At 73.3% G+C, this 20,087-nt stretch carries 12 protein-coding genes; 7 read left to right on the top strand and 5 right to left on the bottom strand.

The genetic code is table 11. From position 1 onward, the window contains the following. Positions 1-67 precede the first annotated feature (67 nt). Positions 68-832, top strand: a complete 765-nt coding sequence (gene map / locus D1825_RS17405) for a type I methionyl aminopeptidase (protein ID WP_118768683.1) — start codon at positions 68-70, stop codon at positions 830-832. On the opposite strand, the gene D1825_RS17400 is transcribed toward map, so the two are convergent. Beyond that, positions 816-4,589 carry a hypothetical protein gene (locus tag D1825_RS17400; RefSeq protein WP_118768682.1) on the bottom strand — a complete coding sequence of 1,258 codons (3,774 nt, stop codon included), beginning with the start codon at positions 4,587-4,589 and terminating at the stop codon, positions 816-818. The two genes, map and D1825_RS17400, sit on opposite strands and share 17 nt — an antisense overlap. Beyond that, entirely contained in the window at positions 4,589-11,323 is a 6,735-nt protein-coding gene (locus D1825_RS17395) for a DUF6603 domain-containing protein (RefSeq protein ID WP_118768681.1), read from the bottom strand. Before D1825_RS17395 ends, D1825_RS17400 begins: the two co-directional genes overlap by 1 nt. Positions 11,324-11,562: 239 nt before the next feature. Between D1825_RS17395 and D1825_RS17390 the strand changes: the two genes are divergently transcribed. Continuing rightward, positions 11,563-12,549: an LLM class F420-dependent oxidoreductase gene (locus D1825_RS17390; protein ID WP_118768680.1), complete on the top strand. Its 987-nt coding sequence runs from the start codon at positions 11,563-11,565 to the stop codon at positions 12,547-12,549. 2 nt (positions 12,550-12,551) lie between these two features. After that, a complete protein-coding gene (locus D1825_RS17385; RefSeq protein ID WP_118768679.1) occupies positions 12,552-12,917 on the top strand; it encodes a hypothetical protein in 366 nt (121 codons plus the stop codon). Here the strand turns inward: D1825_RS17385 and D1825_RS17380 are convergent. Next, the gene (locus D1825_RS17380; protein WP_233549967.1) at positions 12,914-13,303 is read right to left on the bottom strand and encodes an ATP-binding protein; all 390 of its coding nucleotides are present in this window, start codon (positions 13,301-13,303) and stop codon (positions 12,914-12,916) included. The two genes, D1825_RS17385 and D1825_RS17380, sit on opposite strands and share 4 nt — an antisense overlap. Before the next feature lie 137 nt (positions 13,304-13,440). On the opposite strand from D1825_RS17380, the gene D1825_RS17375 reads away from it, so the two are divergent. Then, a complete protein-coding gene (locus D1825_RS17375) occupies positions 13,441-14,529 on the top strand; it encodes a VIT1/CCC1 transporter family protein (RefSeq protein WP_407643348.1) in 1,089 nt (362 codons plus the stop codon). Here the strand turns inward: D1825_RS17375 and D1825_RS17370 are convergent. Further along, positions 14,526-14,897 carry a hypothetical protein gene (locus tag D1825_RS17370; protein WP_233549966.1) on the bottom strand — a complete coding sequence of 124 codons (372 nt, stop codon included), beginning with the start codon at positions 14,895-14,897 and terminating at the stop codon, positions 14,526-14,528. The two genes, D1825_RS17375 and D1825_RS17370, sit on opposite strands and share 4 nt — an antisense overlap. A gap of 92 nt (positions 14,898-14,989) precedes the next feature. Between D1825_RS17370 and D1825_RS17365 the strand changes: the two genes are divergently transcribed. Both D1825_RS17365 and D1825_RS17360 read left to right on the top strand, forming a co-directional pair. Further along, the gene (locus D1825_RS17365; RefSeq protein WP_407643347.1) at positions 14,990-15,940 is read left to right on the top strand and encodes a siderophore-interacting protein; all 951 of its coding nucleotides are present in this window, start codon (positions 14,990-14,992) and stop codon (positions 15,938-15,940) included. A gap of 609 nt (positions 15,941-16,549) precedes the next feature. After that, complete coding sequence (locus D1825_RS17360) at positions 16,550-17,473, top strand: pseudouridine synthase (RefSeq protein ID WP_118768675.1); 924 nt, start codon at positions 16,550-16,552, stop codon at positions 17,471-17,473. Between the two features lies 1 nt (position 17,474). On the opposite strand, the gene D1825_RS17355 is transcribed toward D1825_RS17360, so the two are convergent. Further along, complete coding sequence (locus D1825_RS17355; protein ID WP_233549965.1) at positions 17,475-18,485, bottom strand: LacI family DNA-binding transcriptional regulator; 1,011 nt, start codon at positions 18,483-18,485, stop codon at positions 17,475-17,477. Positions 18,486-18,643: 158 nt separating this feature from the next. Between D1825_RS17355 and D1825_RS17350 the strand changes: the two genes are divergently transcribed. Further along, positions 18,644-20,059: an ABC transporter substrate-binding protein gene (locus D1825_RS17350; RefSeq protein ID WP_118768673.1), complete on the top strand. Its 1,416-nt coding sequence runs from the start codon at positions 18,644-18,646 to the stop codon at positions 20,057-20,059. Positions 20,060-20,087: the final 28 nt, after the last annotated feature.

Raw genomic sequence — 20,087 nt, 5'->3', positions numbered from 1 at the left:
GGAGCCGATAGTAATACCGGGATAGTATGGCCGGGATAGTTATTGGATGCACGACGAAGAAGGCGCCATGATCGAGATCCTCACCCCGGCCGAGCTGCTCCGAGCCAAGGACACCGGCGCGCTCGTCGCCCGGATCCTGCAGGCCCTCAAGAGCCGCAGCACGGTCGGCACGAACCTCCTGGACATCGACCGCTGGGCCCAGCAGATGATCGTCGACGCGGGCGCCCTGTCCTGCTACGTCGACTACGCGCCGTCCTTCGGCCGGGGCCCGTTCGGGCACTACATCTGCACGTCGGTCAACGACGCGGTGCTGCACGGCCTGCCGCACGACTACACCCTCGCCGACGGCGACCTGCTCTCGCTCGACCTGGCCGTCTCGCTGCAGGGCATCGTCGCCGACTCGGCGATCAGCTTCGTCGTCGGCACCGCGAGCCCGCAGGACGAGGCGATGATCGACGCGACGCAGCGGGCCCTGGCGGCGGGGATCGCCGTCGCGCGTCCGGGCGCGCGGATCGGCGACCTCTCGCACGCGATCGGCGAGGTCCTCACCGCGGCCGGCTACCCGATCAACGGCGACTTCGGCGGGCACGGCGTCGGCTCGACGATGCACCAGGACCCGCACATCGCCAACGACGGCCGGGCGGGCCGCGGCTACACGCTGCGTCCCGGCCTGCTCCTGGCGCTGGAGCCGTGGGTCATGGCCGACACCGACGAGCTCGTGACCGATGCCGACGGCTGGACGCTGCGCAGCGCCACGGGCGCCCGGACCGCGCACAGCGAGCACACGATCGCGATCACCGAGGACGGCGCGGAGATCATGACCCTGCCCTGACGGCCCGCGAGACCTGCGTCGCCCGGCCGTCGCCGGTCAGCAGCGAGACCCGCAGCGTGAACGGCGGCGCGACGCGGATGACCACGTCGTACTCGTGCGGCTGCTCGAGCGTCGCCCGGGTCACGACGATCGGCGCCGTGCTGATCCGGGCCCGGCGCGGGATGTCCGGCAGCGCGACCGAGAGGGAGACCGGCAGCGTGACCGGCCCCGGCAGTCCCGGCAGCCGCACGTCCTTGAGCACGTCGGAGCTCAGCGCGTCGGGTAGGTCGAGACGGTGGAGCGCCTCGCGCACCGCCTGCGCGGCGGTCGGGTCCGCGGCCGGGACCCGCAGCGGGAGGCGGATCGGCGGGAACGTGCGACGCGAGGCGGAGACCAGCACGGTGAGCACCGTCGGCGGCAGGTCCTCGAGCGGCGCGTCCGACCGCACGCGGGCGAGCACGTAGCCCGCGAGCAGCTGCACGGAGACGAGCTCGAGCGACGGCGGGTCGGGCACCCACGCGGGCACGGTCACGGACTGGACCGACGAGCGTCCGGCCGGGTCGACGAGCGTCACGGAGACCGCGACCGGTGACGTGGCCACGGGCCGCGTGAACCACAGGGCCAGCGGCGTGCGGCCCGCAGCTCGCGCGCCGGCGACGAGCGCGAATGGTGCGGGCGGCGCCGTCCCGGTCACCGGACCGGCCGGCACCAGGCCGAGCGCGAGCGGGTCGACGCTCCCGATCCCGTCCGCGACAGCCGAGACCCGGAAGGCGCCGTCGGCCAGCGTCCGGGAGGTCGACGAGGTCGAGGTCGTCACAAGCACCCCGTCGTGGCCACCGCCGAACACGGTTGCCACGAGCGGTGCCAGGTCGGGCGGGCCGGACGGCCGGACGCGCACGACGACGTCGTCGCTGGCCGGCGAGGGCAGCCCGCGGACCGCCTCGACCGGCACGGTGTCGACGGGCACGGCGACCGCGCGCACGTGCCAGTCGTCCCATGACGCATCGAACGCGCCCGACCACGAGCCCGAGTACAAGGCGAGCCCCGACGCGGGGTCGACCGGGGCGCCGGGCGCCGGCGCGACGGCCGGGACGGTCGCGAACGCAGGCCCCATCGTCTCGGGGCGCAGCGCGGCCTCGGCCGACCGGGTCCGGTAGAGCAGGAACGAGGCGACCGGCACGTCGGAGTCGGCGGACAGCGACACCGAGACCGTCCCGGCGGCGCCGAGCACGGTCCGGACGCGCGGCGGGCCCGGGCGGCGCAGGCGCGGCGCGGCGACGGACTGCAGAACCGTGTGCGCGGGCGAGCCGGTCGGCCAGTCGGAGGCCACCCCGGTCGGGGACAGCGTCGTGACGGTGAACAGGTGGATGTCGGTCGAGCCCGCGGGCAGCGCGACGTCGGTCTCGCGCGCGGTGCCCGGCAGCTCGAGCAGCCGGCGGAAGGCCGCGCGCCGGGCCGTCGGCGTCATCGCGTCGTACGCGGCCCACAGCTGCGCGAGGCGGACACCCGGCAGGGTCCCGTCGGGCGCCTTCTGCGCGAGTCCGGCCGCCTGCCGCAGCGAGGTCTCCGCGGCCTCCCACACCGCGATGCCCTTGCGGCCGTCGAGCGCGGCGCCCGACGCCACCGACCAGTGCACGCGCACGTGGCTGCGCCCCTGGGCGTCGGGTGTCGAGCCGATCGGCACGCCGGGCGGGGCGGGCGGCAGGATCGGCGGGACCGGCACGGGGCTGGCCACGCCCGCGATCGCGGGGTGCGCCGGGTCGGGGAGCCAGCCGGCGTCGCCGACGACCACCAGCGGCACGCGCGCCCAGACCTGGACCCCCCAGCGCGGCGTGGTGGAGAAGTCGAGCGTCGGCACCGGGATGGTCACCCGGTACCGGCGGCCGGAGGCGCCCTGCGCGGAGCCGGGTGCGACGACCGCGTCGCCGGCCTCGTTCAGGTGCTCGATCGTCACGTCGCCCGGGCCCGTGAGGGTCTCGCCAGCGAAGGGAAGGGTGACGTCGCGTCGGAACGCCCCCGCGGGAGCGGGCAGCACCGGGTCGACGCCCGCGGGGGGCGGCGCGGCGGCCGTCGGGGTGCGGAACAGCACGGCGGCGAGCGCGACCGACGAGGGTGTGCGGTCGCCCCACTCGACCGAGACCTCGACGGTCAGGGTCGCCGGGCAGGTCGTCGACCCGGTGTAGCTGCTGGTCAGCGAGACGCCGACGACGTGCGGCCCGGGCGGGCCCGGCTCGTCGCCGTCCCAGGGCGCGTCGGCCCACGGCGACCAGACGCCGAACACGTCCTGCACCGCGATCGGGTAGCCGACGTGCCGGCCACCGCTACCGAGCGGGATCTCGACGTCCGCGTCGACCATGGACGTGCGGTTGAACGCGGGCGTGGGCGACGGCCCGTCGGGCACGAGGACGAGCGCGCGACGGTCGCCCGCGAGACGCTCGTCGACCAGCACCTCGGCGGCCGAGGCCCCGGTGTAGCGGGCGACGACGCCGGACGTCGGACGGCCCATCGCGACTGACCCGGGCACGCGGTCCCACTGCACCTGCACGGACTCGCGCCACGCGCCGTCGCGGACCTCGGGCGCGAGCAAGCCCGAGCGGCGGGTGGTCAGGGCGTGCGGCGTGGTGGTGGCGATGTGCGGCTCGGGCTCCGGGATGTACGCCGCGACCTGGACGGGCCCGGTGCGGGCGGGGGTGTCGGGGTAGTCGGCCGTGACCATGAACTCCAGGCCCTCGCCGCGGGGCAGCTGCGTGGCGGGGTACGCGGTGCCGAAGCCCGTGGCCAGCGCGAGGAAGGGGTCCGCCGAGGCGGGCAGGGTCAGGAGCGAGAGCGGCGAGAGGGTCGCGGTCGTGGCCAGGGAGGACGTGCGACCGCCCGACGAGGGCGGGTCCACGGGCGGCGAGTCCGCGAGGGCCGCCTGGTCCGCGGGCGTGCGGCCCGGCCGGTAGAGCCGGTCGATGCGCGGCAGCAGGTCCCCGACGATCTCCTTGAGCAGCCCGGTCGGGTCCGGCGCGCGCCACGCGGGCGAGACGGCGTGGCCGGTCGCGGTCACCGGCGCCCAGCCCAGCGGCGGTCCGCCGCGGTCGAGCCGCTGGTGCGCCGCGGTGACCGGGTCGGTGAGCGCGGAGATGATCCCCTGCTTCGACGTGTCGTAGTCGGTGCCGCTCCACGGCGAGTCGACGGGCAGGCCGACGAGCTCGATCGGCTTCCAGCCCGGGTCGTCCACGATCTCCTGCAGCGGCACGATCTGCACCTGCGGGTCGGTGCCGTTGGTGAGCAGCACGCGGGTGATCCCCGCGGTCTTGAGCTGCAGGATCGCGCGCCCGCCGCCGGGCACCGAGACGGCCGCGGCACCCATGGCCTCGGTCAGCCCGCCGCCCCGGTAGGTCCCGATGATCCCGACGGGCTGGCTCGTGTCGACGACCTGGCAGTCGACGACGACGATCGCGGCGATCGTCGGCAGCCGCAGCGTGAGCCCGTCGTCGTGCTCGCGCACCTGCACGTCGACCTTGCGGACCTTGGGCCGCGGCCGCCCGACCCACACCGTGAACGGGCCGAACGGCACGCCCAGCAGCGGGTTGCACTGCCAGCGCAGCTGCACGTCGACGGCCCGCTCCTTGAGCTCGGCCGCGGCGTTGCGGATCCACGGCGCGACCGAGTCGGACACGTGCGTGGTCGCGTTCAGGCCGGGGACGCCGACGAGCTGCCCGCGCAGCACGCTCGCCCACGGCACCTGCGACCCGGTGGCCCGCAGCCAGTACGGACGGGAGATGCGATCCATCAGTCCTCCACCTCCCAGGGGGCCCGCTCGAGCAGCACCTGCACGGCGGTCACGGGCGCAGCGGGGGTGCCGGACAGCTCGTCGGCCTCCCGCTGGAGCTGCACGGTCAGCTGCGTGCCGCGCGCGCCCGCACCCAGCAGGATCACGGCCCGGGTGTCGCCGGGTGCGCGCACGACGCGCGTCACGGGGGCTCCGCCGCCCGCCACGTGCAGGGTCATCCAGTCGCCGGGCCTCGGTGCCCACCACTCGTGCGTCGGGTCGTCGGCGTCTGCGGGTCCCTCCACCCGGGTCGCGACGAGCCGCGAGCGCCACAGCGACTCGCTGCCCTCGACGACGACGGCCACGGGCTGCGGCACCGCGTCGGGCGACCACAGCACCTGCACCGCGGGGTAGCGCGGCACCTCGGGCACGGGGAGGCCGGCGGCCTGGAACGCCTCGTCGAGCTGACCGCCGGTGGGCCGCTCCGCGAGGGTCGCCAGGCCGGCGGGGACCGGGACCAGGGCGTGCAGCGGGCGGGTCGCGGCGAACAGGCCGGCGAGCTCGGGCACGTCGTGGAACCGCGAGGTGGTGAACGGCACGCGGTAGAGCCGTCGGCCCTCGGCGCTCTCGGGAGCGCCCTTGGTCACGGCCAGTACGTCGAGCAGGTAGTCGGTCAGGGGCTCGAGCGGGTAGTCGAGCGTGATGACCGAGTGGTACGTCCTCGACCCGGCGTCCGGGGTGCACGGCAGGGTGTCGAGCAGCGCGGTCACGGTTTCCTGCCAGGGGGTCATCACCGCGACCCCCTCGACGGCGGCGAGCAGCGTGCCGTCGATCTCGGCGGGGATCGTCACCGGCGCGCCGGGTGCGCCGCCGCCCGGGGGTGAGGGGTGGCGGCCGGACGCGGACCGCACGACGATCCGGATCTCCTCGCCGTACGCGTCGAACAGCGCCCCGACCTTCTGCGTGGCCAGCGCGATGCGCAGCGGCTCGTCGAGCAGCACGCCCGCCTCGCCGACGCCCGGCGCGGTGGTCAGCAGCCACGGCTCGAGCCGCTCGGGGGCCTTGTCCGTGCCGTCGGCCCGGAAGCGGAACTCCTGCGGGGTGCCCGCGGTGTAGGACTCGGGGGCGTTGGCCGGCGGCTTGGCCTCCTGCTTGATCGACTGCGCCTCCCAGCCGACGCGGACCGTGTACTCCCGGCCCGGGAGCAGCAGCGCGTGGTCGTCGGGGTCGTCGGTCACGGCGGTGACGACCGCGCCCTTGTCGGTCGTGATCGTCGTGGTGTCCCAGTCCTCGCGGTGCAGCTCGGCGGCCGTGGTCCCGGCCGCGGCGACCACCCAGAACGCGAGCCCGAGGAGGTCCTTCGCGTCCCGGTCCCAGCCGATCTCGATCTCGACCGTGCCGTCGGGCACCTTCGGCGAGAGGAGCACGGGCAGCAAGCCGCCGCCCGCGGCCATGACGCGCGCCGCGATCTGGGCCGCGCGCTGCACGGGGTCGGACCACGGATCGGCCAGCCACTGCGACGGGATCGGGTGGCTCGAGGTGATCATGTCCGCGCCGCTCGCGCGGTACTCGTCGATGAGATTCCCGTCGGCGTCGCGCGCGCGCAGCACGAGGCCCCTCTCGATGCCGCGCCGGGGCACGAGCAGCAGCGCGTCGAACGACGCGAGACCCGCCTCGACGCGCAGCGTGACGCTGTCGGCGAGCTCGCTGGGGGAGAACCTGCGCGCGTCCCACGCCTGCTTGACCTGCTCGACCTCGAGGTCGTCGGCGCCCGGGGCCGGCTCGGGTTCGTCGCCCGTGGGCGAGCGCAGGATGCGCCCCTCGCACTGGCTCTGGCCGTCGCCGGTCGCGATCCGCCCCCATGCCGCCTGCGCGTCCTGCAGCGAGACGCCGCCCGCGAGCAGGGTCAGCACGTCTGCGGTCCCGGCACCCGCGGCCGGCAGCGCGCCCGGCCCGAAGGTCGCGGCCGAGCCGTTCGTCGCGGCGAGCGCTTCGCGGCGGGTCCCCAGGACGCCGCCCTTGCGCGGGCACGTCACCCGGTCGCCGACGACGACGGCCGGGTCGGTGCCCTGCAGCAGGTCGACGAACGCGTCCCCGGTGCGCCACGGCTCGCGCACCACGGCCTGCGAGTCGGGCGGGGCCGAGCGCCACGTGCCGGGCTCGTCGGGCCAGGCCACCCCGGTCAGCATCCAGCCCGTCGCGGACGGGCCGGTGGCCTGCTCGTCGAACGTCCACAGCACCGGGACCGCCTTGGCGACGGGGGTGCAGATCGTGCCCCAGCGCTCCTCGACGGTCGTCGTGAGCTCGCGCCCGAGGGCCACGGCCCGCGGGGTCGCGGTCGGCAGCCAGGACAGCAGCGCGAGCGCGGGCCCGACCAGCGGGTCGCCGACGAGCGCGCGTGCCCACCAGGTCGCCGGGGTCGTGCCCGGCGTGAGGTCCCCGACGAGCTCGACGGACGTGATCCGGTAGCGGTACCAGGCCTCGCCGCGCTGGATCCACGGGTTGGCGGGCAGGCCGTTGGCTCCGCGCGCGACGCCACCGAGCACGATGTTGCCCGCCTTGACCCCGGGCGCCGTCTCGAACAGCACGACCGGGATCGCGTCGAGCGGCACGCTCGGCAGCTCGTCGGCCGACCCCGCCGCGACCGCCCGCCCGATGACCCCGTCGACCGCCCGGTCCACCGCGGAACCGTCGACCAGCGCGGGCGACCGCGAGACCAGGCTGACGCCCGAGACGAGCGGCGGCGGCACGAGCGGCAGCGGCGTGGAGTCGCCGATGGTCAGCTCGACGCAGCCCTTGACGCTGAAGAAGAAGAAGTCGACCTCGCCGCACACCTTGCCGTGCACGTACGTCCGGTCGATGACGTGCTCGGTGGGCAGCCCCTGGTCGACGACCTGGCGCCCGACGAGCACCGTGAGCTCGGCGCTCGCGGAGATGCCGATGATCCACAGGCGCAGCTCGCCCGAGACGTAGATGCGCCCGCCGATCGCGAACGGCGAGAACGAGACGATCGCGTCGAAGCCGGCCGCGACCTCGAGGTAGAGGCCCACGGCCTTGGAGCCCATGAGCACGACGCTGATGTGGAAGCCGACCGCCACGGTGATCCCCGTGGTGACGAGCGGGAGGCCCTCGATGTGGATCGTCGTGCCGTCGCCGTGCACCATGAGGTAGCCGGTGCCCTCGAACACGTCGAGCACGTTGACGGTCACCGGGTTGGTGTTAGTGCCCAGGTCGACGAACCACTGGTCGAGGTGGTTCACGTCGAAGAACGCGGTCACCGGCACGCGGATGGTCAGCAGGCTGGGCACCTCGTAGGACGCGACGAGCCCGATGGTGATCGTGCCCCGGCCGAAGTCGAGGTCGAGCACCGCGAGGAACGTGGCCTGCTCGCTCGGGTTCTTCAGGGCCGGGGGCGCCTTGATGACGTCGGCCTTCATGGCGAACAGCAGGCGCGGGCCGGGGACCTCGACGAGCACGAGGCCCTTGAGGTGGACGATGTAGCCGCCCTCGGAGGTGCCGAGCAGGATGCCGCCGGCCACGGCGAACGCACCGGGCTGGACCTTCCAGCCGGACGGCTTCATGACCGAGCCGTTGGGGTCGGCGAGCTGCGACTGCAGCCACGCGAGGGCCGGGACCTGGACCCCGGTGGGCTCGTCGCGCGCGAAGTTGACCGCGATGCCGCCGAGGAAGCCGTAGATCGCCAGGCCCGAGCTGGCCAGCGGGATCGGCACGGGGAACTCGACCTCGGCGCCGATGAGCACGCCGGTCACACCGTCCTTCTGCTTGACGGCGATCTGCGCGGCGATGCGCAGCTTCACAGGCGTCAGAGTCGCGTCGAACGCGCCCTCGAAGCCCGAGTCGTCGATCTTCACGTAGCCGGACCCGTGGATCACGTTGGGCACGTCGATGCTCGCGCCCAGCGCGGTCAGCTGCGGGAACTCGGCCTGGTCGAGCCGGATCCGCACGCGCGCCGAGTCGACCGTCACGATGCCGAGGTCGATGCCCAGGCCCACCTCGACCTCGAGGTAGAGCGGGTTGTCGCGACTGATCCTGCCGCCGACCACCCGCAGGATGTCCTTGAGCGCGTCGGGGCCGATGAGCGAACCCATCGGGATGTCGAGCGAGTAGCCGGCCGACGGGTCGAACACCGGCAGCGGCACGTACTGCACGGACCCGTCGGGCTGGGGGTCGGAGCGCCACTGCGAGCGCAGGCCGACGGCCTTGTACCGGGCGGTCAGCGGCTTGGTCGGCTCGACCTTGAGGATGCCGATGTCGAACGTGAACGCGGTCTCGACGTCGAGCAGCACGCTGATGCTCGTGCTGCGTGGGCCGTCGCCGGTCGCGGGGTCGACGAGCCCGCTCGTGACGACGAGCTGCCCGCCGTGCAGGGTGATCTTCTGCGTCTTGATGACCCCGGCGGCGCCCACGCCGACCGCGAGCCCGCCCGCGATGACCATGGGCACGAGCTCGCCCGCGGTGGGCGACGGCGGCGTCACGGCAGCCAGCAGCGGGGACAGCACCGCGACCGCCCCGAGGATGTCGAGGCCGGTCTGGTCGCCCGAGCCGCGGACCTGCTGCCACAGGCCGTCCTTGTCCGCGTCGATCGCCTTGAACTGCGCGGTGACGTCCCAGCTCGAGCGGTCCTCGGCGATGCGCAGCCGCAGCAGGAACTGGCTGATCCCGTCGTTCGGGTTGTCTCGCGGCGGGATGGTCGCGCCGGGCTTGACGGACCCGATCCGGTTCTCGGCCGCGGTCTGGATGTCGATCTCGCCGTAGATCTCGGCGCGCACGAACGTCGAGCGGACGAGCTCGACCGTGACGCCGAGCTTGCGGAAGCAGGCCGGGACCGGGGTGCGCGTGGGCGCGGGGTCGGTGTTCTGCGGCGGCGGGTCGGCCGCGGGGCGCTCCAGGTGCGCGGTGACGTCGATCGTCTGGTCCACGGCCGCGCGGGCCCGGGCGTGCCACCAGTCGGGCGCGTCCTGGGCCGGCGTTCCGGTCGGGCCGGACGCCTGCGCGTCGGTCTCGCCGTGCCCCGGATCGACCGGGGTCACGTTCGTGAAGTGCAGCTCGGAGCGGGAGGCGTCCTCGAGCAGCGCGATCAGGGCGTCGCGGCGCCGCTCGGACAGCTCCCGGTTGTAGGTCGCGGTGCCGGATTGCCCCTCGTAGGAGGCCCACCCCTCGACGGTCCAGCGCACGCTCTTGGGCAGCGCGCCCAGGCGGGCCAGGCCGTCGGGGCTCAGCAGGTTCGGGGCGGTGCCGGGGTCGGTGCGGGTGCGGAAGTGCTGCGAGCGGATGTTGCCGGGCGCCATCCACCAGGGCGTCGAGGGGCCGCTGCGCATCTCGTCGGGCGTGGGGTGGTCGAACGAGTAGTAGGCGTCGATCGTCGTCGTCGCCCCGCCTCCCGTCCGTGTGATCCGGGCCTGGACGTCGACGGGCGTGCCGGTGGTGACCTCGATCTGCGCGGTCGGGCCGGTGACGGGCGCGTGCCCGGCCCAGGTCCAGGTGACCGTGCCGTGCGGGTCCTCGTTGAGCGAGACGGTCACCGCGTTGCCGGTCGCGGGCTGGGTCAGCACGCGGAAGCCGACGTTCGAGGTGGTGGTCGGTACGACGTCGCGAGCGGTGGAGGAGCCGTGACCCGCGCCGGTGCGGCGGTGCGCGTCGAACGTCCTCGTCGTCGCGTGCGAGCCCGCGTCGGTGACGGTCACCTCGACGTGGATGTCACCCGTGTCGGGGACGGTCAGGGCGACGCGGTCGGAGATCGTCTCGGTGCCGTCGACGAGCAGCCGGATGCGCAGCGGCGCGATGCCCCCGCCGCCGTCGACGAACATCGTCACGTTCTCGGGCAGCTCGACCGGGGAGATCGGGTCGGTGTCCGGGACGCCGACCCACTCGCCCGCAGGCGTCTGGAACCGGATGCGGACCGTCGGCGCGGAGCCGCGGTTGACCACCTCGGCGTTGAACTCGCCCGTCACGCCCGCGTGCGCCCCGAACCCGATCCACAGGTTCCGCACGCCCGCGCTCACCGCGAGGCCCTCGAGCCCGTTCGGCGCGACGAACAGCCGCACCTCGGGCAGGTACAGCCCCTGCCACTCGTCGGGCATCGTCCGCGCACCCGCCGGCACCCCGCCCGGCCCGGCGGTCCCGGACAGGTCCAGCACCGCGGCCCGGAACGCGAAGCCGACCACGTCGCCCGGCCCGATCAGCGCGTACGGCGGCTCCATCTTCACCAGGTCGACCACGGGGTCGTCGGGCGTCCCGGCGCTCGGCGCCGGGATGAGGTCCACGCCGACCGACCCGCCCGCGGGGCGCAGCACGCGCACCTTGACGCTCGGGAGCTTGAACCGCACCAGGGGATGGGACGGATCGGCGCGCAGCTGTCCCTGGGCGTCGAGCATCGCGCCGCGCAGGTAGGGCATCCGGATCGACGAGCTCGGCACCGTCAGGGTGACGCGCACCGTGCCGTCGGGATCGCCGCCCGGCCCGGTCAGCCGCAGGCCGAGCTCGACCCCGAAGCCGGACGAGAGCTCGATCGCTCCCCCGTCGCCCGTGGACCCGCCGTGGCTGATCGCGCCGCTGCCCAGGTCCATCTCGAGCGATCGGTCGCCGCCGATCGTCGTCGACCAGATCTTCCACGTGCCGTCGTCCTCGGGGCGCTCGGTCGAGGTCGGGGTGTCGACCGAGTCGAGCAGCGGGCGCAGCTGGTCGAGCGCTCCACCGGAGGTGGTCGAGCCGGGCAGGTCGTCCCAGAGCGTCATCGCCTGGCCTTCCGCGCGGGAGTCCATGTCACCCAAAAGGGGGACAAACCAGGCATAGAGATACATGCCCGTCCGCGTCAAGGGGTCCACCGCCGTGCCCACCGGCCCGAGACAGCCGCACTTGTGACGAAAGTTGTCTGGTGGGGCGAATCGCAGGCTCAGGAGTGCACGTGCGTCACAAGTGCGGCTATCTGCGTCGCCGACGTGCGCGCCGAGCCGCCCGGTGTGACCGTCAGGGGATGACGCGATTCGGGTACACCCTCATGACCGAGCAGTCCGGCCCCCGCGAGCTGGTCGGCTATGCGGCCGACGCGGAGCGCGCCGGCTTCGACCTCCTGGTCTCCTCCGACCACTACTTCCCGTGGCTGGACGGCCAGGGGCACGCGCCGAACGCCTGGACACTGCTCGGCGCGGTCGCGCAGGCGACCAGCCGCGTCGAGCTCATGACCTACGTGACCTGCCCGACCATGCGCTACCACCCGACGGTCGTCGCGCAGCAGGCCGCGACGCTCGCGGTGCTGTCCGAGGGCCGGTTCCAGCTCAACCTCGGCTCCGGCGAGAACCTCAACGAGCACGTGGTGGGCCAGGGCTGGCCCGCTGTCGGCGAGCGGCAGGACATGCTCGAAGAAGCGATCTCGATCATCCGCTCGCTGCTCGACGGCGAGCTCGTGACCTGGGAGGGCAACCACTTCCGGGTGGACCAGGCGAAGCTGTGGGACCTGCCGGAGAGCCCGGTCGAGCTCGGTGTCGCGGTCAGCGGGGACCATTCGATCGAGCGGTTCGCACCCCTCGTCGACCACCTCGTGGCCGTCGAGCCGGACGCCGACCTCGTCACGAGCTGGGACAAGGCTCGCGGCGGGGAGGCCTCCCGCAAGATCGGCCAGGTGCCGATCTGCTGGGACCCGTCGCGCGAGCGGGCGATCGAGCGCGCGCACGACCAGTTCCGCTGGTTCAGCGGCGGGTGGAAGGTCAACGCGGACCTGCCCATGCCGGCCGGGTTCGAGGCTGCCAGCCAGTTCGTGAGGCCCGAGGACGTCGCCGAGTCGATCTCGTGCGGGCCGGACCTCGACGCGCACGTCGAAGCCGTCGCGGCCTACTGGGAGGCCGGCTTCACGGACGTCGCCATCGTCCAGATCGGTGATGACGGACAGCAGCGGTTCCTCGACGAGGCCGCCGCTCCCCTGCTCGAGGCCCTGAGGGCTGCAGCCACGAAGACGGAGGACTGACCATGGCCGTGACCAGCTTCGGCGACCTGCCCCTGGCGGACCGCGATCGCGCGTGGGACAGCGCCGCCGCGGAGAAGCGGGTCCGTGAGTGGGCTCACGCCCAGTACGAGCCCAACGCCCGGTACCGCGACGCGCACGTCTGGTACGACGCCGATGCGAAGGAGAACTTCACCGGGTACAAGCTTCTGATCGCCGACGTGATCGACGGCCGGCTGAAGGCCGTCCCGCACGCGGTGTTCGCGGCTGCCGCCGTGATGCAGGGCTCACGCGGCGGTGTCGACCTGCCGGACAAGGACCGGGACCGGGTCAAGAGCCACTTGGCCAAGTACTACGCGAAGCTCGACGAGACGCCGCCCTGGGAGAGCTAGGCGGTGAACTGCGTGACGCCCGCGTGGTCGTCGCTGCGCAGCTCGAACCACACCGTCTTGCACTCGCCCGACTCGTCCACCTGCGAGCCCCAGTCGCTCGCGAGCCGGTCGATGAGCCATACCCCGCGGCCCCCGCCGTCGGTGGGCGGGGCGTCGCGCAGCACGGGCTCGTCGCGGTGGCTGTCGGTCGCCTCGACCCGGATGCGCTCGTCGTCCACGTCGACCCGCAGGATCACGGGCGGCCACGCGTGCTCGACGGCATTGGTCACGAGCTCGCTGACGAGCAGGACCAGGAGGTCGCGCCGCTCGGGCGGGATGCCCGCCTCGGCGAGCCGGTCGGCGGCCCAGTGGCGCGCGGGGGCGACAGCCCGGTAGTGCGGATCCACCGTCCGTTCGGCGCGCATCGCCAGCCCCCAGTCCTGATTTCGTCGACATGCGACGGTCCAACGGACCCGTCGATTCGGCAACTCGAACTCGCCGCGATGTCCAAGATGTCCGGATAGTGCCTGCCACCATGGGTGCCATGACCTCCTCGCCGCCCTCCCGCGCCCAGGTCCGACGGTGGCGGCAGTACCTGGCCGACGAGCGCGCCGAGGCCGCCGTCTACCGCGATCTCGCCGCCCGTCGCACGGGCGAGGAGCGCGAGATCCTGCTCGCGCTCGCGGACGCCGAGAAGCGTCACGAGCAGCACTGGCTCGACCTGCTCGGTCCCGATGTCGGACGTCCCGTGCGCGGCGATGTCCGCACGCGCACGCTCGGCTGGCTTGCGCGCCGGTTCGGGTCCGTGTTCGTCCTCGCCCTCGCGCAGCGTGCGGAGGCGCGCTCGGAGTACGACGACGACGAGGACGCGACCGCGCAGATGGCGGCCGACGAGCGTATCCACGAGGAGGTCGTCCGCGGCCTGGCCGCGCGCGGCCGCAACCGCATGTCGGGCACGTTCCGCGCCGCGGTGTTCGGGGCCAACGACGGCCTGGTGTCCAACCTCGCGCTCGTGTTGGGCATCGGGGCGAGCGGGGCGTCGCGGCAGACGGTCCTGCTCACGGGCCTTGCTGGGCTCCTGGCCGGAGCGCTGTCCATGGGTGCCGGCGAGTACGTCTCGGTGCGCTCCCAGCGCGAGCTGCTCGAGGCGTCCCGCCCCGGCCCGGCGGCGCGCGCGGCCCTGCCGCACCTCGACGTGGACGCGAACGAGCTCGCACTCGTCTACCGCGCGCGCGGCATGGCGCCCGACGAGGCGCAGTCCCGCGCCGACCTCGTCCTGGCCTCGCTGGCCGACTCCACCTCATCGGCCTTCGGGGTGCCGGGGAGCGACGAGGCCGCGCCGGACGTCGACGAGCACGAGACGGTCGGCAGCGCGATGGGCGCCGCGGGCGCGAGCTTCTGCTTCTTCGCCTCGGGCGCGCTCATCCCGGTCCTGCCCTACCTGTTCGGGGCCGAGGGTCTCGTCGCGGTGGCCTGGGCGTCGGGGCTCGTCGGCCTCGCCCTGCTCGGCACGGGTGCGACCGTCGGCCTGCTGTCCGGTGCCTCCCCGGGCAAGCGCGCGCTGCGCCAGCTCGCGATCGGGTTCGGCGCCGCCGCGGCGACCTACCTGCTGGGTCTCGCGTTCGGCGCCTAGCTCGGCCGACGACGCTCGGGGCGCGGCCACATCGTCGCGAGCGCCTGCCTGAAGACCGGCACGTCCACGCGCGGCACGCCGAGCTGCCAGTCCGCCCCGGTCGCGTCCGTGCCCTGGACCAGGACGAAGTCGCCGCCCGTCGTCGCGGGCCGGTCGGACCGGTAAACGCGGTGCGGGCCGGGTCCGATGAGCGCCTCCACCTCGCGCGGGGCCGCGAGCGACACCGTGACGCGTCGCGGGCCGGGTCCGTACGCGAACGCGACCATCGACAACGCGACGCCACGGGCCAGGTCGGCGAGGTCGTCAGCCGGCGTGCGGCCGAAGCCCGCCCACCCCTTCGCGACGTCCCAGAAGGAGCTGCTCCCCACGGTGCTACGCTGCGCGCCCATCCCGCCATCGTGCCGCGTCTCACGTGGATGGGGGGTTTAGGTAAGGCTCACCTTGTGCTTATCCTAGCTGCGTGACGACGACAACCGCCACCGCCACGGTGACTGACACCGAGCCGACCTTCCGCATGTTCGCGGTGCAGGTCGCCGCCGTGCAGCGCCTGTGCCCCAGCGTGCTGCGCCTGACGTTCACGGGCGACGACCTCGACCGGTTCGCCGACAACGGGTTCGACCAGCGCATCAAGTTCTTCCTGCCGCTGGCCGACGCCCCGTACGACGAGCTGCTCGAGCTGGGCACGTCCGCCGACTGGTACGGCCACTGGCGCGCGCTGCCCGACGAGCGCCGCCACCCGATGCGGACGTACACCGCCCGCGCCGTCCGCTCCGACCGCCGCGAGGTCGACGTCGACGTCGTCCTGCACGGTGACCTCGGCCCGGCATCGCGCTGGGCGACCACCGCCGCCCCCGGCGACGAGCTCGTCATCTGCGGCCCGAACGGCGCGGCCGTCGGCCCGCACGGCGGCGTCGACTTCGTGCCTCCCGCCGTCACCGACCGCCTGCTCATCGCGGGCGACGAGACCGCGCTGCCCGCCATCGCCGGCATCCTCGAGCGCCTGCCCGCCGACTCGCGCGGCGAGGTTCTCATCGAGATGCCCTCGACCGACGACCGCCTCGACCTGCTCGCCCCCGCCGGCGTCACCGTCCGCTGGCTCGGCCGCGACGGCGTCACACACGGCACCCTGCTGATCCCCGCGGTCCGCGCCGCCGCCGCCCGCATGCTGCCCGGCCAGGCGCCCGCCGCCGACATCGAGCTCGAGGACGTCGACGAGGACATGCTGTGGGAGGTGCCGGTCGACGAGAACGGCCACCCGCTGCGGGAGATGGCCGCGATGTACGCGTGGCTGGCCGGGGAGTCGGGGGTCATCAAGACCCTGCGCCGGCACCTGGTGACCGAGTGCGGCGTGGACCGCAAGGCTGTGGCGTTCATGGGGTACTGGCGGCAGGGGAAGTCGGAGATCAACTGATCTCCGACTGCTACCCCACCTGGTTGCAAACGTCCGCACGGAACACGTCGACTGACGTCATGACGTTCTTCCCGTCGGGATCTCCCGCCCAGTAGAGCACCTCGCCAGGCTCGAGCCGGCCCAGCTCCGCGGCCGTGAAGTCGACCGCGGTGGCCGACCACGAGTTGTCGTTCGTCCAGCCGTAGAGGGCATAGCCCTTCCTGCGCGAACGTCCCGAGCGGCGTCTCTGCGGTCCAGCCGTCAGTCGGTTCGGTCATGGACCAGGTCGCAAAGTCGGTCACCCCGGCGGGCGCGTTCCACGTCCCCACCTCGTGCTCGTCCTTCGTCCGATAAGCGGTGGCTCCGTCGATGTGGCCCTCGCAGACCTGCAGGTATCCGACGAGTCCGCCCCACGAGTCGACGCCGATGCCCGCGACCGCGCCGGGCTCGACCGTGCAGGCGGACAGCGTGAGCACGGCCGCGGCCAGCGCTGCCATGAGGACACCCTTTCGCATGGCGAACAGCGTAGGTACCTACCCGACGAGGGACGGCGGACTCGCGGACGACGCGAGATTCCGTGTGTGAGCGCTGGACCCGGGATCCGGTCTGTGCCCACGTAGCATCGCGCAGGTGCCCCCCGAATCGCCGCTGCCGGCCCGGCACGGCCTGAGCGCCGCGCGGCTGCGGACCCCGGACCGCGACCGGTCCCGCGCCGACGAGTGGCCGACGATGGGGGCGTGGCTCCGTGACCGGCTCCCCGAGCACGTCGACGTGGCCGCGATGCTGGCCGACGGGCGGTTCGTCGACGAGGACGGCCGCGCGGTCCGCGAGGACGACCCGTACGCCCCGCACCGGTACGTATGGTTCCACCGCGACCTGCGCGACGAGCCCGAGGTCACCGCGCCGATCCACGTGGTGCACCGCGACGAGCGCCTCGTGGTGGTCGACAAGCCCGCGTTCCTGTCGTCGATCCCGCGCGGCCGGCACGTGATGCAGAGCGTCGTCGTCCGGCTGCGCGCGGAGCTCGGCCTGCCGGAGCTGTCGCCGCTGCACCGGCTGGACCGCGTGACGTCCGGGCTGCTGATGCTGGCGACCGAGCAGCGGTGGCGCGGGCCGTACCAGACGCTGTTCGAGCGGCGCGCGGTGAGCAAGACGTACTGGGCACTGGCGCCGCTGCGCGAGGACCTGGAGCTCCCGGTCGTCGTGCGCAACCACATCCACAAGGAGCGCGGCTCCTGGCAGGCCGGGGTCGTGCCCGGGGCGCCGGTCAACGCGGAGACGCTGGTCGAGCTCGAGTCGGAGGTCGACGGGCGGAGGATCTACCGCCTGACGCCGCGGACCGGCCGCACGCACCAGTTGCGCCTGCACCTGTGGGGCCTCGGCATCCCGATCGTCGACGACCCGCTCTACCCCGTGGTGCGCGCCGTCGAGGTCGACGACTTCCGCCACCCGCTGCAGCTGCTCGCGGGCGAGGTCGCGTTCACGGACCCGGTCGACGACAGCGCGCGGGTGTTCCGCAGCGTGCGGCGGCTGCCCCTCGCCGGCTCGGGCTGATTCAGCGACCGAGGTCCGGCGAGCGACCCTCGGTGCTCTCGCGGACGACGAGCGTGTGCGGCGCGGTGACCTGGACGGCGGGCGTCTCCGGGTCGGCGATCCGCGCGGTGATGCGCGCGATGGCCTCCCGGGCGATGAACGGCGTGTCCAGCGAGACGGTGCTGAGCGAGGGGCGCGAGTACCGCCCCTCCTCGATGTCGTCGACGCCGATGACCGCGACGTCCTCCGGCGCGCGCAGCCCCGCGTCGTAGATCGCTCGCAGCGCGCCCATGGCGAGCAGGTCGGAGTAGCAGACGATCGCGTCCGGGCGCTCGGCGCGCTCGAGCAGCTCACGGGTCGCCTGGTAGCCGTCCGCGCGGCTGTAGTGCACGGCCGGGCGCAGGTAGTCCTCCGCCGGGGTCATCCCCGCGGCGCGCAGTGCCCGCTCGTAGCCGGCCGTGCGCTGCTGCGGGGTCGCGTAGTCCTCCTGCGGCTGCGCGCCGATCGCGGCGATCCGCGTGCGCCCTATCGCGAGCAGGTGCGCGGTGGCGTCATGCGCGGCCTGGACGTTGTCGATCGCGACGTGGTCGTAGCGGCCGTCGAACTCGTGCTCCCCCAGCAGGACCAGGGGCATCGAGCGGCTCTCCTGCATCGCGAGCAGCTCGGCGCGGGTGACCAGCGGGCTGAACAGCACGCCGTCGAAGAGCATGCCGCGGTCGCCGCCGGTCAGGAGCTCGCGCTCACGGTCGTGGTCGTGGCCGGTCTGGTCGATCATCACGCGGTAGCCCACGTCCGCCGCCGCCGTGATGACCTCGCGCGCGAGCTCGGCGAAGTAGGGGACGTCGATCTCGGGGACGACGAGTGCGAGGACGCCGGTCCGGCCCGTCCGCAGGGTGCGTGCCACCGGGTTGGGGCGGTAGTCGAGCTCCTCGATCGCGCGCTCGACGCGTGCGCGCATCTGCGCGCTCACGTGCTCGTACCCGCTGACGACGTTGGAGACCGTGCGCACGGACACCTTCGCGCGCAGTGCCACGTCTCGGAGCGTTGCCGCCACGTTTCACCCTCCCGGCTTCACGATTCCCCTGATCATAGGGCTTGCAACGTGTGCAAACCAGGGCTACGTTTGCACACGTTGGCAAAGCGTTGCGGAGAAGCCGCGCCTGGCCACCCGAGTGCACAAGGGAGTGCTCCATGCACCAGCTACGAACTGGCCCCCGCCAGAGTTTCCGCCGGTCCACCGCCGCGCTCGTCGGCGCGCTTCTTGCCACGTCCGCCCTCGCCGCGTGCGGCCCGTCGATCACGTCCGGCGACCCGACGCCCAGCGGTGCCGCGACGCCCGGCGACACCACCGCGGCGCCCGACCCGAACACGCTCCAGGCCCCCACCGAGGCCTCGCCCAGCGGCGAGATCACCATCTGGGATCGCTCGGGTGACCTGTTCAAGGTCTTCGACGCCGTGATCAAGGACTTCAACGCCAAGTACCCGGACATCAAGGTCAACCACGAGGCCGTCGACATCGACGCCAAGCTGCAGAACACCCTGATCACCGGGACGGACGTGCCCGACGGCGTCTTCCTCGACGACGCCAAGGTGGCCGGCTTCTCGCAGTACCTGTGGAACCTCAACGACGTGCTCAAGCCCTACACCGCCGACATCGCGCAGCAGAAGCTCGACGTGAACTCGCTCGACGGCGGGATCTACGGCGTGCCGTTCGACCTCGACCCCGGCCTGCTCTACTACAACGCGACCGCGCTGGAGAAGGCGGGCGTGGACGCGACCAAGATCGGGACGTACGACGACCTGATCGAGGCGGCCAAGCAGTACAAGGCGAAGGTGCCGGACTCGGCCCCGATCCACCTCGAGCAGAGCGCGTTCCTCGGCCAGCTGCAGCTCGAGATGTACGCGAGCCAGCTCGGCACGAGCATCGCCGACGAGAAGGGCCAGCTGCGCCTGGACTCCCCGGAGTACAAGCGGATCCTGACCTGGCTGGACACCGTGCAGAAGGAGAAGCTCGGCACGCGTGCGGAGTACCTGAGCCCGAGCGACATCAAGCCGCTCGACTCGGCCAAGGAGGTCTTCTACCCGTGGGCCATCTGGTTCGACTTCGCGCCCCAGCAGCTGCTGCCGAAGACCAAGGGCGACTGGCGGGCGATGCCCCTGCCGGCGTGGACCCCGGGTGGGGCCCGCAGCGGCGCGATGGGCGGCTCGTCGTTCGCGCTGCCGAAGGACGGGAAGAACTCGCAGCTCGCGTGGCTGTTCTACCAGTTCCTCATGTTCGACCCGTTGGGCTACCAGGCCGTGTGGGGACCGAACGAGGTCTACCCCGACGGCCTCAACACCTCGATCCCGAGCTACGAGCCGGCCGCTGACCCGGCCAAGCCCCTGTTCGGCCCCGTCGAGGCGCTCGGCGGCCAGGACCTGTGGGCCACCGCGGTCGACGCAGGCTCGCAGATCCCCGGCGGAGCGCCCATCCCCGCCTGGTGGGCCGGCGCCGTCGACTACCTGGGCAACAACATCCAGCTGATGCTCGACGGGAAGATGACGCCCGACCAGGTCATCGAGCAGTCCACGAAGGACATCCAGAAGAACCTCGTGGACCGTCAGTAGCCGTCCTGCACTCTGCGCACCTGAGGAC

Origin of the sequence: Cellulomonas rhizosphaerae, from assembly GCF_003470205.1 — a bacterium.
GTDB classification, from domain to species: Bacteria; Actinomycetota; Actinomycetes; order Actinomycetales; family Cellulomonadaceae; genus Cellulomonas; species Cellulomonas rhizosphaerae.
Note: the sequence above shows the minus strand (reverse complement) of the source record. Positions and strands in the feature narration are given on the sequence as shown.